Origin of the sequence: Rhodopseudomonas telluris, assembly GCF_042432815.1 — a bacterium.
GTDB classification, from domain to species: domain Bacteria; phylum Pseudomonadota; class Alphaproteobacteria; order Rhizobiales; family Xanthobacteraceae; genus Rhodopseudomonas; species Rhodopseudomonas telluris.
The window spans coordinates 1,114,118-1,128,402 of the sequence record NZ_JBHLWM010000008.1; the positions used below are offsets into that span (position 1 = coordinate 1,114,118).

Sequence of the window (14,285 nt, forward strand, 5' to 3'; positions counted from 1 at the left end):
CCCATTCCGAACCAACTCACATCGGCTGGGAGGCACACGCGACCCATGACGACGAAGCTTACCTTTCGCATTCTCATCGCCGCGCTGTTCTGCGCGGCGATGACGGGCGGCGGAACCGGCGTCGCGCGCGCGCAAAGCGTGGCGGTCATGGTCAACGGCGAACCGATCACCACTTTCGACATCGAGCAACGTTCCCGCCTGGACAAGCTGTCGCATCAGTCACGCACCCGGCAACAGATCCTGGACGAACTGATCGATGAGAAAGTGAAGATCCGCGAAGGCAAGAAGTACGGTGTCTCGCCAAGCGATTCCGACATCGATTCGTCGTTCGCCAGCATGAGTTCGCGGATGCGAATGTCGCAGGACCAGATGACGAAAATGCTGGCCGCTCAAGGCATTCGCCCCGAAACCCTGAAGTCCAAGATCAAGGCCGACATGGTTTGGACCAGCCTGGTGCGCGGCCGCTTCAAGGACAGCCTGCTGGTCGGCGAGAAAGAAATCCAGGCGCAACTCGCGGCGACGGGCGGCGGTGACAAAGGCAGCACCGAGAGCTTCGAATATCAGATGCGTCCGATCGTGCTGATCGTGTCGCGCAGCTCTGATGGCGGAGCGATGGAAGCGCGCCGCAAGGAAGCCGAGTCGCTGCGTAGCCGTGTGCAAAGCTGCGAAGATGCCGATCGCATTTTCAAGGCGCTGCCCAACACCGCGATCCGCGGCATGGTCGTGAAGACCTCAGCCGACTTGCCGCCGGCGCTCCGCGAGGTCCTGGACAAGACCCCGGTCGGTCAGCTGACTGCGCCGGAAGCGACCCGGCAGGGCATCGAGATGGTGGCGCTGTGCGGGCGCAAACCGACGACCGCCGACACGCCCAAGAAGCGTGAGATCCGTGACAAGATGTTCGCCGAGAAATTCATGGCGAAGTCGAAGGATTATTTGCGTGAAGTGCGCAATGCCGCGATGATCGAATATCGTGGCGTGGACGCCGGCCGCTCCGGCCGCTGACAAACGGTCCCGCCGCCGAACGGCGGACGGATACGACATGACCAAGCCCCTCGCGCTGTCGCTCGGCGAACCGGCCGGCATCGGCCCCGACATCACCATCGCAGCGTGGCTGCGTCGCGACGCGGCGCAGCTTCCGCCGTTTTATCTGCGCGGCGATCGTGACTGCATCGTGCGCCGCGCACGCGCGCTCGGCGTCGAGCTCCCTGTCGCCGAGGTCGCAATCGAAGACGCATCCACAGCCTTTGCGAGCGCCTTGCCCGTCGTGGCCACCGGCCTCGCCGCAACGGCCGAGCCCGGCAGGCCGGACGACACCAGCGCCGCCGCAGCGATCGGCGCGATCCGCAGCGCGGTCGATGATGTTCGCAGCGGCCGTGCGGCGGCGATCGTCACCAATCCGATCGCCAAGAGCGTGCTATACAAGGCCGGATTTGCGCATCCCGGCCACACCGAATTCCTCGCCGAATTGGCCCGCGACGGCGGCGCGACACCGCAGCCGGTGATGATGCTGTGGTGCCCAAGCCTCGCCGTCGTGCCGGTGACAATCCACGTCTCGCTGCGCGATGCGATCGCGCAACTCACCACCGAGATGATCGTATCGACGGCGCGCATCGTGGTGCGCGACCTGCAAAGCCGCCTCGGCATCGCCGCACCGCGGCTGGCGATTGCCGGCCTCAACCCCCATGCCGGCGAAGACGGCTCGCTGGGCACCGAGGATCGCAGCATCGTCGCACCGGCCGTCGAAATCCTGCGCCGCGAGGGCATTGACGCGCGGGGGCCTCTGCCCGCCGATACGATGTTCCATGCCGCGGCACGCACGCGCTACGACTGCGCGATCTGCATGTATCATGATCAGGCGCTGATCCCGATCAAGACCATCGCGTTCGACGAAGGCGTCAACGTCACGCTTGGGCTGCCGTTCGTCCGCACCTCGCCCGATCACGGCACGGCGTTCGACATCGCCGGCACCGGTCGCGCGGATCCATCCAGCTTGATCGCGGCCATGAAGCTCGCGGCCCGGATGGCGGACGCATCGCGCGGATGAGCGGCATCGACGACCTGCCGCCGCTGCGCGATGTGATCAAGCGGCACGATCTCGCCGCCAAGAAATCGCTCGGCCAGAACTTCCTGCTCGACCTCAACCTGACCTCCCGCATCGCGCGTGCCGCCGGCCCGCTGGACGGCACCACCGTGATCGAGATCGGTCCGGGACCGGGCGGACTGACGCGTGCCCTGCTCGCGGGCGGCGTCCGGCGCGTGATCGCCATCGAACGCGACGAGCGCGCCCTCGGCGCGCTGGAGGAGATCGCCGCGCATTATCCCGGGCGGCTCGACATCGTCTGTGCCGACGCGATGGAGTTCGACCCGCGTCCGATGCTGGGGGACACCCGGGCGCGGATCGTCGCCAACCTCCCCTACAACATCGCGACCCTGCTGCTGATCGGCTGGCTGTGCGCCGAGCCCTGGCCGCCCTGGTACGAGATGATGGTGCTGATGTTTCAGCGCGAAGTCGCGCAGCGCATCGTGGCCCGCGAGAACGACGATGCGTTCGGGCGGCTGGCGGTGCTGTCGAATTGGCGCTGCGAGACGAGCATGCTGTTCGACATTGCCCCCTCCGCCTTCGTGCCGCAGCCGAAAGTCACCTCCACCGTCGTGCGCCTGACTCCTCGTGTCGCACCCGAGCCGTGCGATCGCGCCGCGCTCGAGCAGGTGGCCGCAGCCGCCTTCGGACAACGGCGCAAGATGCTGCGGCAAAGCCTGAAGTCGCTCGGCGTCGATCCGGCGCGGTTGGCCGCGGCTGCCGGGGTCGATCCGACGCGGCGCGCCGAGACCGTCCCCGTCTCGGGCTTTGTTGCCATGGCCAATGAATTGGCCGATATACGGAACCACAAGAACACATCCTGAAGGGAGAGAAGCCACCATGACGCAGATGCGCCGCCAGTCTCTGGTGCAATTCGCCGCCCCGCTGTGCGAGACCATCATCGACACGCCGAAGCCGCAAGGCCGCGAAGTGCTGGTCAAGATCGAGCGCTGTGGCCTCTGCCACTCCGATCTGCACATCCAGGACGGCTACGCCGATCTCGGCGGCGGCAAGAAGCTCGACACCACCCGCGGCATGACGCTGCCCTTCACGCTCGGCCACGAAATCGCAGGCGTCGTCGCCGAGGTCGGCCCCGATGCGCCGAAGGAACTGATCGGCACCAAGAAGGCGGTGTTTCCGTGGATCGGCTGCGGCAAGTGCCGCGACTGCCTGGCCGGTGACGAGAATCTCTGCGCCAAGAACCGCTTCCTCGGCGTGTCGATCGACGGCGGCTTCGCCACGCACGTTCTGGTGCCGGATGCGAAGTACCTGCTCGACTATGATCCGCTGCCGACCAATGTCGCCGCGACGCTGATGTGCTCGGGCATCACCGCCTATGGCGCGCTGAAGCGTCTGGTCGATCGGCCGCGTCAGCGCAACCTGCTGCTGATCGGCCTCGGCGGCGTCGGCATGATGGGCCTGTCGCTCGCGCAGGCGATGTTCAAGCAGCCGATCGCCGTCGCCGATCTCAGCCCGGCGGCGCGTGAAGCGGCGCTGAAGAACGGTGCGTCGGTTGCTTATGATCCCTCCGAGCCCGACGTCGCCAAGCGGATGTTCAAGGAGACCGATGGCGGCTTCGACGGCGTCGTCGATTTCGCCGGCAACGACAAGTCGATGAACTTCGCGGTGAGCACCGTCGCGCGCGGCGGCAAGATCGTGGTGTCGGGCCTGATGGGCGGACAGTTCTCGCTGCCGATGGTGCAATGGATCTACAAGCGGATGACCGTCGAAGGTTTCATGGTCGGCACGCTCGAAGAGACCAAGGAACTTCTGGAGCTGGCCCGTGCCGGCAAGGTCAAGCCGACGCCGATGAAGGAAGAGCCGATGCAGGACGCGCAGAAGTGGATCGATCAGCTTCGCGCCGGCAAGGTCGTCGGCCGCATCATGCTGGCGAACTGACGCCGCGCGTCTCGACACACACTCAACTGCATTGCGGGTTCCACAGGCCCGCAATGCAGGCCTCAATTGCCAAACACCCACCGGATTTGCGGCTTATTGCGACCCCATTTCTTGCGGAGAACACGGAAAGCTAAGTTTCCGTTACCGCATCACGATCGGGGGATGCCATGCGTCAGCGAACCGCCAAGCTCCTTTGCACCACTGGCATCGGGCTTGCCGCAAGCCTCGCCTTCACCGCCATGACGGCGCCGCGCGCCGAGGCGCGTGAATGCCTCGCCGCTCCCAAAGGCCCGGCTCCTGCCGGCAGCCATTGGTTCTACCGCACTGATCATGCGAGTAAGCGCAATTGCTGGTACGTTCGCGCGAAGGACGGCTCATCCGCCGCGACAGCTTCCTCGGCCTCTGCGACTGACGGCAACGAAGCTTCGTCTTCCACTCCGGCAGCGTCCGGCGACGCGGCTTCCACCGATGCGCCAACGGCACGCGCTGCTGGCGCGAATGCTGCCCCCAAGCTCACTCGAAACGCAACGACGCCGCTGCATGCTTCGGTCGCCAATGCACGCGCCGAAGTGTTGTCGCCTCCCGAACCCGCTCCGCTCCGCGATGCCGCCGCGCAGGACTCCACCTCGCAATTTCCGGCGCCGTTGCCTGCGGTCAGTGCTGCAGCTCCCTCGCAAGATGCAGCGGCCTCCGGAGCGCCGCAGGCCGATGCCGCGCAAGGATCGTCGATCGATCAGCGCTGGGCCGATGCCCATGCCAGCGATGCGACGGCGGCCGCAAATGCGGACGCTTCAAGCAAGCTCCGCACGGCAGCGCAGGCCGCCGTGGCCAAAGGCGGCACACCCGCCACCGCGGCGATGGCCACAGCCGGATCGGCCGCGACGCTGATCGCCGCTTTGCTCGCAGCGCTCGCGCTTGCAGGACTGATCGTCGGCGGAATTTTCAAGTTTGGACGGCGCGAACCGACGATCCGCCGAGATCTCAATGGGCGCCCCGACATCTGGAGCGCGGCAGCGAAGCCCGCCTCGTCCGATTTCGTGACGGATCGGATCACCCAGGATCTCGATTTGTCGCCACCGATGCAGCCGGTCGAACCGCCGTCGTGGATCCAGGCGGCGCGTCAGCGTCAGACGGCCGCTATCAGCGAAGGCAACGAGATCGAGGAATTGCTGGCGCGAGCGCAAAAACGGCCGGCAGCCTGAGGATCACCAAACAGCAACGGCCGCGGCATCATCCGCGGCCGTTGTCGTTTCAACTCACCGTTCGAGTTCGCGGCGCATGTCGCGCACGAAGGCATCGATGCCGATCTGGCGCTCGCGCTTGAGCTGCTCGGCGCGCAGGATCGCCTTCACGGATTCGAACGCGATGCCGACATTGTCGTTGACCACGATGTAGTCGTAAGCATCGTAGTGACTCATTTCGTCGCCGGCCTTCTTCATCCGGCCGTGAATGACTTCGTCGGAATCCTGAGCGCGCGTGTGGAGGCGATGTTCCAACGCCTGCACAGAGGGCGGCAGCACGAAAACGCTGACGACATCGTTCGGGGCGTGGCTGCGGAGTTGCTGCGTGCCCTGCCAGTCAATGTCGAACAATACGTCACGGCCGGCGGCCAGCGCCGCTTCCACCGGCGCCTTCGGCGTACCGTAACAATTGTCGAACACGTTGGCCCATTCGAGGAATTCTCCGGCCGCGACCATCGCGTCGAATTTTGGCCGATCGACGAAGAAGTAATCGCGTCCCTCGACCTCACCCGGCCGCATCGGCCGCGTTGTCGCCGAAACCGACATCTGCAGGCTGGCCGCTTCCTTCACCAGCATCCGCGACAGCGTGGTTTTGCCGGCGCCCGAGGGCGAGGACAGCACGAACATCAGTCCGCGCCGTTCGACGCCGTTCAAGCTTGCTGTCGCCGCGTCCGTCATGCTCATTCCAGATTTTGTACCTGCTCGCGGAACTGCTCGACGACGTTCTTCATCGCCAGTCCGGTGTTCGTCAGTTCGAGGTCGATGGATTTGGAGCAGCAGGTGTTGACCTCGCGGTTGAACTCCTGAGACAGGAAATCCAGCCGGCGGCCGACCGCCCCGCCCTTGCTCAGCATCTCGCGCGCCTGCGCGACATGCGATGCGATGCGATCGAGTTCTTCGCGGATGTCGGCCTTGGTGGCGAGCATGATCGCTTCCTGATGCAGCCGGTCGACATCGAACCGGTCCGACGTTTCCAGAAGCGCCGCGACCTGCTCGGACAAACGCGCCTTGATCGCTTCCGGCTTGCGGCCGGGCGCGGCCTCCGCCTTCTTCGCCAGGCTTTCGATTTCGTCGAGCCGCTGAGTCAACACCGCGCCGAGCGTGGCGCCTTCGCGCTTGCGCATCTCGATCAGGCTGGCGAGCGCCTGCGCAAACGATGCGACGACGGCGGTGCGCGCGGCCTTGTCCTCGGCCTCGTCGGCTTGCGGTTCGGAGACTTCGATCACGCCCTTGATCGCCATGAGACCGTCGATGCTCGGCGCAACCGCGTCGACGCGGCTGGCGAGTTCGCTCGCCACTTTGAGCACCGAGGTCAAGACCTCCTCGTTGATCCGCACCGTCGACCCGGCATCGGCACGCTTGACGGTGAGATTGGCGTAGACCGTACCGCGCGACAGCGCATCGCCGGCACGCTTGCGAAGGTCGGCCTCGATATCGTCCCACCCCTGCGGAATGCGCAGACGGAAATCGAACCCCTTGGCGTTGACGGACTTCAATTCCCACTCGAACGAATACGGGCCGCTGCTGCCGTGGCTACGCGCAAAACCCGTCATGCTCGACAACGACATCGGTGGCCGACTCCGCAGATACTGGTTTGAGACTCGCGCCGGACGCGCGCGGCGGACCTTAGCCGATCAGGCCGGGCGAAGGAAACAGCCGCGCGGCTAATCCTGGTCGGTGGCGCCGGGAGTAGCCGCGGGCGCGGCCCCGTTCGCCGGAGCGTTGCGGGTGCGCTTCTTCTGCGCCCCGTTCTTCCCGGCCTTCGGCGCGCCAGCAGGCGGCGTCGCCGCCGACGCGTTCGTGTCCGGCGCTACAGCCGCAGGAGCCGCAGCGGGCGCGGAATCCTCGGCCGGTTCGACCGTGTCGTTCTGGGTCTGGCGTTCCTGGGCGCGCAGCTTCGCAACGTTCTTCAAATGCTGATCGTAACTATCACTGAACGCGTGACCTCCGGTGCCGTCGGCGACGAAGTACAGATCGCGCGTCCGGGCCGGATTGGCGGCGGCTTCGAGCGAAGCGCGGCCCGGATTGGAAATCGGTCCGGGCGGCAGCCCCTCGATTACATAGGTGTTGTACGGGGACGGCTGAGTAATCTCGCTCCGTTTGATCGGGCGCCCAAGCGTTCCTTTGCCGCCGACCAGACCGTAGATGATGGTCGGATCCGACTGCAGTTTCATCTTCCTCTGCAGCCGATTGACGAACACCGATGCCACGCGGGTCCGCTCATCCGGCTTACTGGTTTCCTTTTCGATCAGCGACGCGAGCGTCACCAACTGCTCCGGCGTCTTGACCGGAATATCCGGATTGCGGCGCTCCCAGACTTCGCTGAGGACACGTTTCTGCGCCTGCTGCATCCGGTTGATCACCTGCTCGCGCTGGGTCCCGCGGGGAAATTTGTACGTCTCCGGCAGCAATGTTCCTTCGCGCGGAATTTCACGCAAACCGCCGGTGAAAATGTTGTTCTCGGACAGGCGCGCGACGATCTGCTCGGACGTCAGCCCCTCCGGAATCGTCACCGCGTGCTGCACCACCTTGCCCTCGACGATGGTGCCGATCACGTCGCGCAGGCTGGCGCTCTTCTGAAACGCGTATTCGCCGGGCTTCAGATCGGCGCGCGCCTTCAGCGCCAGCACGCTGCCGATGAACACCCAGCGATTGTTCTCGATCACGCCCTCTCGCTGCAGGATCTCGGCGATATCGCCGAGGCCCGCGCGCTGCGGAATGTTGACGACCTTGTCTTCCGTGAGCGGCCCCGCGGCTTCGATCTTCTGCTTGCCGTAGACGTAGATCCCGCCGGCGCCGAGCATGACGATGAGCAGGATGGTGATGATGGCGTTGCCGACGATCACCAGCGGATTGCGTGCATGATCGGATCGCTTGGGTGGCGGCGGAAGTTGCTCCGGTTCGAGCGCCGCGCGCGGGCTTCTCGGCGAGATCGGCGGCCTTTCACTCATCGGTGCAACCTAATTCCTGTCGTCTCGAGGGAGGTCCCGTGCAAGATCGCACCATCACGTTCGAGATCACGACATTCGCGCAGGAGCCTGGACTTGAATCAGTCCAAGCCGTTCGGGACCGGCCGATCATACCCCCAAATCATCGAATGTCGTAGCATTTAGCAGGGATTACGGCGAAACGTTGAAACACGGTCGCAGCGCGTCAGTGAGCCACGCGCTGCAGGATCAACGATGCGTTAGTGCCGCCGAAGCCGAAAGAGTTCGACAGCGCGACATTGATCTCCCGCTTCCGCGGCTTCCATGCCACGAGGTCGATCGCGGTCTCGACCGACGGGTTGTCGAGATTGATCGTCGGCGGCGCGACGTTGTCGCGAATCGCCAGCACGCTGAAGATCGCTTCCACAGCACCCGCGGCACCGAGCAGATGTCCGATCGACGACTTGGTCGACGACATCGACACGCGTGACGCGGCGTTGCCGAGCAGGCGCTGCGCAGCGCCGAGCTCGATCTCGTCGCCGAGCGGCGTCGAGGTGCCGTGAGCATTGATGTAGTCGATATCCGACACAGAGATGCCCGCACGCTTGAGGGCAGCGCCCATGCAACGGAACGCGCCGTCGCCGTCGGAGCTCGGCGCCGTAATGTGATACGCGTCACCGCTCAGTCCGTAGCCGATCACTTCGGCGTAGATCCGCGCGCCGCGTGCCTTGGCGTGCTCGTACTCCTCGAGCACGACAACGCCGGCGCCCTCGCCCATCACAAAACCGTCGCGGTCCTTGTCGTACGGACGCGACGCCTTTTCGGGCGTGTCATTGAAACCAGTGGAAAGCGCACGGGCAGCGCAGAAGCCGGCCATCGCGAGGCGGCTGATCGGAGATTCGGTGCCGCCCGCAACCATCACGTCAGCATCGCCGAGCGCGATCAACCGCGAAGCGTCACCGATCGCATGCGCGCCCGTCGAACAAGCAGTGACGACCGCATGGTTAGGCCCCTTGAGCCCGAACTCGATCGACACGTAGCCGGAAGCAAGATTGATCAGGCGGCCGGGAATGAAGAACGGCGAGATCCTGCGCGGCCCCTTTTCCTTCAGGAGCAACGCGGTCTCGGCGATGCCCTGAAGACCGCCGATGCCGGATCCGATCAGCACGCCGGAGGCGCAGCGCTCTTCTTCGGTCGACGGATGCCAGTTGGCATCGTCCAGCGCCTGACGCGCCGCACACATCGCATACACGATGAAATCGTCGACCTTGCGCTGGTCCTTCGGCTCCATCCACTGATCGGGATTGAAGCTGCCATTGTTGCCGTCGCCACGCGGAATGATGCAGGCGATCTGGCTCGTCAAATCGGAAACGTCGAAAGCTTCGATCTTGCGAGCGCCGCTTTCGCCGTTGAGGACCCGGTTCCAGGTCGCATCGACCCCACAGCCGAGCGGCGAAACCATGCCAAGGCCAGTGACGACGACACGTCTCATATTCTCTACTCCGGGCCTGAAAGCGCGGTCCAAAGCAAGAAGCCGGTCGACCGCTCAGTGTGCGGCCCGGCCGGCTTCATCGTAACCGCGCGGAAGATCAGCTCTTCGCGTTCTTCTCGAGGAACTTGGTTGCGTCGCCGACGGTGAGAATCGTCTCAGCGGCATCGTCGGGAATTTCACAGCCGAATTCTTCTTCGAACGCCATCACGAGTTCGACGGTATCGAGGCTGTCGGCGCCGAGATCATCGATAAAGCTCGCGCCATCGACAACTTTCTCGGGTTCGACACCGAGGTGCTCCACCACGATCTTCTTAACCCGCTCGCCAATCTCACTCATTCTCTAAACCCCGTTGTTCCGACCCGACCGACAGACGATACGAGCCATCGTGGTGCGTCAACTCGCTAAAGTTCCGCAATCGCGAAGTGTACTGATTTTGCCCCGTCCCCGAGGTCGCAACCGCCGCCCGAGCGGCAGTCCCCATCGGCAATATACAGGGTTTGGAGATCCTGCAATGGCCTTCTTTGCCTATCCGCCGGGGCTTCGGTTATCATACTTCCGCTGCATTGACCACAAGCCCCCCGGCGCGCCGGCAACCGTGTTTTCCACCACACCGGGACTTGCGAGCAGCCTCAGATCATCGCCATCCCGCCGTTGACATGGATCGTCTGGCCGGTGACGTAAGCCGCCTCGTTCGAACTGAGATAAACGGCTGCAGCGGCGATATCCTCCGGCGTGCCGAGCCGGCCGGCGGGCACCTTGCTGAGAATCGTTTCGCGCTGCTTGTCGTTCAGCACGTCGGTCATCGGCGTTGCGATGAAGCCTGGTGCAATGCAGTTCGCCGTGACGTTGCGCTTGGCGTATTCGGCGCCCAGCGTCTTGATCATTCCGATCAGTCCCGCCTTCGAAGCCGTGTAGTTGCCCTGCCCCGGATTGCCGGTGACGCCGACCACCGAGGTAATCGCGATAATGCGACCGAACTTCTTGCGCATCATCAGCTTGGTGGCGGCGCGCGTCAGCCGGAAGGTGGCGGTCAGGTTGACCCTGATCACATCGTCCCAATCCTCGTCGCGGAGCTGCACGAACAGATTGTCCCGGGTGATGCCGGCGTTGCACACCAGAATGTCGAGCTGGCCCATCGCCTCGGCGGCGGCGGGCACCAGCGCCTCGACATCGGCAGCATCCGACAGGTTGCACGGCAGCACGTGAACGCGCTCGCCGAGCTTTGCCGCCAGCGTGTCCAGCGCCTCGCGGCGGGTGCCCGAGATCGCGACCGTGGCGCCCTGTCCATGCAGCGCCTGAGCAATCGCGCCGCCGATGCCGCCAGTTGCGCCGGTGACCAGCGCGGTTCGTCCCGTCAAATCGAACATCATCGTCTCCTGTGCCGGTTACGCCGAACGCCCGGCCGTAATGGCGTCCTTCGCGGCCGCAATATCGTTCGGCCCGCCGATGGCGATGCCGGTCGCGCCGTCGGCGATCCGCTTCACCAGCCCGCTGAGGACCTTGCCGGCACCGATCTCGAGAAACCGCGTCACACCCTGGCCAGCCATGTAGCCCACCGACTCGCGCCAGCGCACCGTGCCGGTGACCTGCTCGACCAGCCGACGGCGGATCTCGTCCGGATCGCTGATCGGCGCAGCCTGCACGTTGGCGACCAGCGGCGCTGCGGGCGACTTGATCTCAACGCCTGCCAGCGCCTCCGCCATCGCCTCGGCGGCTGGCTGCATCAGCGCGCAATGAAACGGCGCCGACACCGGCAGCAGCATCGCCCGCTTGGCGCCCTTGCCCTTGGCAATCTCGACCGCGCGTTCGACCGCCTCCTTGTGACCAGAGACGACCACCTGCCCGCCGCCATTGTCATTGGCAGCCTGGCAAACCTGATCCTGTGCGGCTTCGTTCGCCACCGCGACGGCGGCGTCGTAATCGAGCCCCAGCAGCGCGGCCATCGCGCCGACGCCGACCGGCACCGCCTTTTGCATCGCCCGCCCGCGGGTCCGAAGCAGCCGCGCCGTATCGCTGATGCTGAGAGAGCCGGCGGCGGCGAGCGCGGAGTATTCGCCGAGCGAATGGCCGGCGACGAAGGCCGCATCCCGGCCAATGGAAATTCCGGCCTCGCTTTCCAGCACGCGCATCGTCGCCAGCGACACCGCCATCAAGGCCGGCTGGGCATTCTCGGTGAGCTGCAGCGTTTCCGCCGGCCCGTCCCAGATGATCGCCGTCAGCTTCTCGCCGAGCGCGGCATCGACCTCATCGAACACCGCCTTGGCGGCCGGAAAGGCTTCCGCCAGCGCCTTGCCCATGCCGACCGCCTGGGAGCCCTGCCCCGGGAATGTGAATGCTGCCGTCATCTGCGTTCCTGAACCTGTCTGAATTCGCGCCGAAAGACACCCCGCGGACGGAAGATGTCAAGCTGACCGGCGCAAACTCCGGTTCCGGTCCACATGCTCCGAAAGGCGATAGCCCAAGCCGGGAGGGGCCGCGCCCCGCCCCGCGAGTTCCACGAACCCGCTTGGTGGTCGGCGCAATCCGAGGGAAATGGCGGGCGATTTGTTTACCCTGTCCGCAGTCGACAGGGGGATGAAAGGCGGCTGGCAAGGGTTGCTCGGCTATGCCCGGGTGACAACGAGGAGCGCCTTCCCTTTGATGCGCCGCATGACCAACGCCCATCCGCAGATCGACACACCCACGCAAGACCCGATCGTGACGTCGTGGATGATCAAATGGCTTGTCAGCGGTCCCCGGCCGCAGCCGCCCGCGATCTTCCGCCGCCTCCTGCTGCATAGCCAGACCAAGAGCCGCACACTCGTGCTGGCTGTCATCTCGACAACGATCCTGACGATCATCGCGGCCGTGCAGACCGGCGCGGCATGGGCTTACGCCTGGGTCGGCGTCGAGGTGTCGTTCGGCGTAGCACGCTACCTTGCTCTGCTGGACATGCTGAAGAAGCAGAACTCCGGCCGGCCGAGCAAAGGCATGACGATGTATTTGGGCCTGCTCTGGGCCATCAGTTACTCGGTCGGCTGCACGCTGTGCGTGATGACTGGCGAATGGTCGCTGATCCTGCTGTCCGGGATGGTCGTCGCGGGGCTCGCCGGCGGGATTTCATCGCGCAACGCCGGCACGCCGCGCTACGGCTTCGCGGTTATCTGCATTCTGGCGGTCCCCTACACGATCGCGATGATCGTATCGCCGATCCCGCATATGTATCTGATCGGGCTACTGCTACCCGCCTGGATCCTCGGCATGGCGGTGCTTCTGTTCGAGAATTATGACGTCCTGCTTCATCTGTTTCATTCCGAGCAGGAGAACAAATGGCTGGCGAGTTACGACCAGCTCACCGGCCTGCCGAACCGCACCATGCAGCATCAGTGGTTCGCCGATCTGCTTCGCGTTGCGTCCGGGCACCCGGGCCAGGCCTGCCAGCCATTGACCGTACTCTGTCTCGACCTCGACGGCTTCAAGGCGGCGAACGACCGGTTCGGTCATGCGGTCGGAGATGCCGTGCTCGTCGCCGTCGCGGAGCGGCTGCGCAGCTGTGTGCGGGAGCACGACCTGATTTTCCGGATCGGCGGCGATGAATTCGTGGTCCTGCTGCCGGACACCAGCGCGACCGAATCCACCGCGGTGGCGGAACGCATCATCGCCCGAATCGCCGAACCGCTCGACCTCGGCAGCCCCGGCTTGCTGACCATCGGTGTCAGTGTCGGCAGCGCGACCTTTCCGGGCGACGGCAGGACGCCCGACGCCCTGCTGCGATCCGCCGATCATGCCATGTACGAGGCCAAGCGGCGCGGAAAGGGGATCCTGGTGCATTGTGATACGCTGCACGAAACGGTCCCGCTGGCGCCCGAACAGATGCCCGAAGCTCGCCCGGCCCGGCAAATCTGGGCCCGCTCCAGCGCCTGACCGCGAAAAACCGATGCCTGGCGCAGACTTCCCGGCGCCCGACCCTTGCCAGACCGGCCAAAATCCGTATAACCCGCGCATCCGCAGATCCCGGCCGGGAGCTGAACGGACGGTCTCAGCATTTTCACCTTTCTGGCGAATTTGATGCGGCAGGGCCAGTCGGCTCGTCGTCCCGTGCTTCCGCCTTCTGAGCAGTCGAGTCCTTTCCGAAGGGTTCGAAGGGCTTGCCGCCGGTTCTGGGCCAACATGGAAAGGACCATCATGCCTCTTTATGAGCATGTTTTCCTCGCGCGTCAGGACGCGAGTGCACAGCAGGTGGAAGAGCTGACCACCCAGTTTACGGGTGTGATCGAAGGGCTCGGCGGCAAGGTCACGAAGACCGAAGCCTGGGGCCTTCGTTCCCTCACCTACCGCATGAACAAGAACCGCAAGGCTCACTTCGTGATGCTCAACATCGACGGCCCCTCCGCGGTGGTCGCCGAGCTCGAGCGTCAGCAGCGCATCAACGAAGACATCATCCGCTATCTGACCGTCCGCGTCGAAGAGCACGAGGAAGGCCCGTCGGCGATGATGCGCAAGGCCGATCGCGATCGTGAGCGCGACGACCGTGGCCCCCGCGAGGGCGGCTTCCGCGGCGACCGTGAAGGCCGTGGCGATCGTGAGGGTGGCTTCCGCGGCGATCGTGGTCCGCGCCGTCCGCGCGAAGACGCTGAACCCGCTGCCGCGACCGAGGAGTAAGAAA

The 14,285-nt window shown here is 64.9% G+C and carries 14 protein-coding genes; 7 read left to right on the forward strand and 7 right to left on the reverse strand.

Going from position 1 to position 14,285, the window contains the following annotated elements; all coding sequences use genetic code 11:
* Window positions 1-45 precede the first annotated feature (45 nt).
* The 5 genes from ACFFJ6_RS22595 to ACFFJ6_RS22615 all read left to right on the forward strand — a co-directional run bounded on the left by ACFFJ6_RS22595 (window position 46) and on the right by ACFFJ6_RS22615 (window position 5,181).
* Complete coding sequence (locus ACFFJ6_RS22595; protein ID WP_378392047.1) at window positions 46-1,002, forward strand: peptidylprolyl isomerase; 957 nt, start codon at window positions 46-48, stop codon at window positions 1,000-1,002.
* 37 nt (window positions 1,003-1,039) lie between these two features.
* Complete coding sequence (gene pdxA, locus ACFFJ6_RS22600; RefSeq protein WP_378392049.1) at window positions 1,040-2,044, forward strand: 4-hydroxythreonine-4-phosphate dehydrogenase PdxA; 1,005 nt, start codon at window positions 1,040-1,042, stop codon at window positions 2,042-2,044.
* The gene (gene rsmA, locus ACFFJ6_RS22605) at window positions 2,041-2,904 is read left to right on the forward strand and encodes a 16S rRNA (adenine(1518)-N(6)/adenine(1519)-N(6))-dimethyltransferase RsmA (RefSeq protein ID WP_378392051.1); all 864 of its coding nucleotides are present in this window, start codon (window positions 2,041-2,043) and stop codon (window positions 2,902-2,904) included. Before pdxA ends, rsmA begins: the two co-directional genes overlap by 4 nt.
* Window positions 2,905-2,920: 16 nt before the next feature.
* Entirely contained in the window at window positions 2,921-3,979 is a 1,059-nt protein-coding gene (locus ACFFJ6_RS22610) for an alcohol dehydrogenase (RefSeq protein WP_378392053.1), read from the forward strand.
* A gap of 239 nt (window positions 3,980-4,218) precedes the next feature.
* Window positions 4,219-5,181 carry a hypothetical protein gene (locus ACFFJ6_RS22615; protein ID WP_378392055.1) on the forward strand — a complete coding sequence of 321 codons (963 nt, stop codon included), beginning with the start codon at window positions 4,219-4,221 and terminating at the stop codon, window positions 5,179-5,181.
* A gap of 54 nt (window positions 5,182-5,235) precedes the next feature.
* Here the strand turns inward: ACFFJ6_RS22615 and gmk are convergent, their stop codons facing one another.
* The 7 genes from gmk to fabD form a co-directional block, all read right to left on the reverse strand.
* Window positions 5,236-5,898, reverse strand: coding sequence for a guanylate kinase (gene gmk, locus ACFFJ6_RS22620; protein WP_378392278.1), 663 nt, complete (start codon window positions 5,896-5,898; stop codon window positions 5,236-5,238).
* A gap of 2 nt (window positions 5,899-5,900) precedes the next feature.
* Window positions 5,901-6,788, reverse strand: a complete 888-nt coding sequence (locus tag ACFFJ6_RS22625) for a YicC/YloC family endoribonuclease (RefSeq protein WP_378392057.1) — start codon at window positions 6,786-6,788, stop codon at window positions 5,901-5,903.
* Window positions 6,789-6,884: 96 nt separating this feature from the next.
* The gene (gene mltG / locus ACFFJ6_RS22630) at window positions 6,885-8,171 is read right to left on the reverse strand and encodes an endolytic transglycosylase MltG (RefSeq protein ID WP_378392059.1); all 1,287 of its coding nucleotides are present in this window, start codon (window positions 8,169-8,171) and stop codon (window positions 6,885-6,887) included.
* Between the two features lie 202 nt (window positions 8,172-8,373).
* On the reverse strand, window positions 8,374-9,639 hold the full coding sequence (gene fabF / locus ACFFJ6_RS22635) for a beta-ketoacyl-ACP synthase II (RefSeq protein WP_378392061.1): 1,266 nt from the start codon (window positions 9,637-9,639) through the stop codon (window positions 8,374-8,376).
* Window positions 9,640-9,736: 97 nt separating this feature from the next.
* Window positions 9,737-9,976: an acyl carrier protein gene (locus ACFFJ6_RS22640; protein WP_011441358.1), complete on the reverse strand. Its 240-nt coding sequence runs from the start codon at window positions 9,974-9,976 to the stop codon at window positions 9,737-9,739.
* A 293-nt stretch (window positions 9,977-10,269) separates the two neighbouring features.
* The gene (gene fabG, locus ACFFJ6_RS22645) at window positions 10,270-11,007 is read right to left on the reverse strand and encodes a 3-oxoacyl-[acyl-carrier-protein] reductase (RefSeq protein ID WP_054163427.1); all 738 of its coding nucleotides are present in this window, start codon (window positions 11,005-11,007) and stop codon (window positions 10,270-10,272) included.
* Between the two features lie 18 nt (window positions 11,008-11,025).
* Window positions 11,026-11,985 (reverse strand): ACP S-malonyltransferase, encoded by a 960-nt coding sequence (fabD, locus tag ACFFJ6_RS22650; RefSeq protein WP_378392065.1) that lies wholly within the window; start codon window positions 11,983-11,985, stop codon window positions 11,026-11,028.
* A gap of 187 nt (window positions 11,986-12,172) precedes the next feature.
* Between fabD and ACFFJ6_RS22655 the strand changes: the two genes are divergently transcribed.
* Both ACFFJ6_RS22655 and rpsF read left to right on the forward strand, forming a co-directional pair.
* A complete protein-coding gene (locus tag ACFFJ6_RS22655; RefSeq protein ID WP_378392067.1) occupies window positions 12,173-13,543 on the forward strand; it encodes a GGDEF domain-containing protein in 1,371 nt (456 codons plus the stop codon).
* A 261-nt stretch (window positions 13,544-13,804) separates the two neighbouring features.
* The gene (gene rpsF, locus ACFFJ6_RS22660; RefSeq protein ID WP_378392280.1) at window positions 13,805-14,281 is read left to right on the forward strand and encodes a 30S ribosomal protein S6; all 477 of its coding nucleotides are present in this window, start codon (window positions 13,805-13,807) and stop codon (window positions 14,279-14,281) included.
* Window positions 14,282-14,285 lie beyond the last annotated feature (4 nt).

What these genes read in the sequence shown, in the direction of transcription:
- ACFFJ6_RS22610 (WP_378392053.1), top strand. Translation starts at nt 2,921, where the DNA reads ATGACGCAGATGCGCCGCCAGTCTCTGGTGCAATTCGCCGCCCCGCTG.
- ACFFJ6_RS22595 (WP_378392047.1), top strand. Translation starts at nt 46, where the DNA reads ATGACGACGAAGCTTACCTTTCGCATTCTCATCGCCGCGCTGTTCTGC.
- rpsF (WP_378392280.1), top strand. Translation starts at nt 13,805, where the DNA reads ATGCCTCTTTATGAGCATGTTTTCCTCGCGCGTCAGGACGCGAGTGCA.
- ACFFJ6_RS22640 (WP_011441358.1), bottom strand. Translation starts at nt 9,976, where the DNA reads ATGAGTGAGATTGGCGAGCGGGTTAAGAAGATCGTGGTGGAGCACCTC.
- fabD (WP_378392065.1), bottom strand. Translation starts at nt 11,985, where the DNA reads ATGACGGCAGCATTCACATTCCCGGGGCAGGGCTCCCAGGCGGTCGGC.
- ACFFJ6_RS22615 (WP_378392055.1), top strand. Translation starts at nt 4,219, where the DNA reads ATGACGGCGCCGCGCGCCGAGGCGCGTGAATGCCTCGCCGCTCCCAAA.
- fabF (WP_378392061.1), bottom strand. Translation starts at nt 9,639, where the DNA reads ATGAGACGTGTCGTCGTCACTGGCCTTGGCATGGTTTCGCCGCTCGGC.
- rsmA (WP_378392051.1), top strand. Translation starts at nt 2,041, where the DNA reads ATGAGCGGCATCGACGACCTGCCGCCGCTGCGCGATGTGATCAAGCGG.
- ACFFJ6_RS22655 (WP_378392067.1), top strand. Translation starts at nt 12,173, where the DNA reads ATGGCGGGCGATTTGTTTACCCTGTCCGCAGTCGACAGGGGGATGAAA.
- pdxA (WP_378392049.1), top strand. Translation starts at nt 1,040, where the DNA reads ATGACCAAGCCCCTCGCGCTGTCGCTCGGCGAACCGGCCGGCATCGGC.
- fabG (WP_054163427.1), bottom strand. Translation starts at nt 11,007, where the DNA reads ATGTTCGATTTGACGGGACGAACCGCGCTGGTCACCGGCGCAACTGGC.
- gmk (WP_378392278.1), bottom strand. Translation starts at nt 5,898, where the DNA reads ATGACGGACGCGGCGACAGCAAGCTTGAACGGCGTCGAACGGCGCGGA.
- mltG (WP_378392059.1), bottom strand. Translation starts at nt 8,171, where the DNA reads ATGAGTGAAAGGCCGCCGATCTCGCCGAGAAGCCCGCGCGCGGCGCTC.
- ACFFJ6_RS22625 (WP_378392057.1), bottom strand. Translation starts at nt 6,788, where the DNA reads ATGTCGTTGTCGAGCATGACGGGTTTTGCGCGTAGCCACGGCAGCAGC.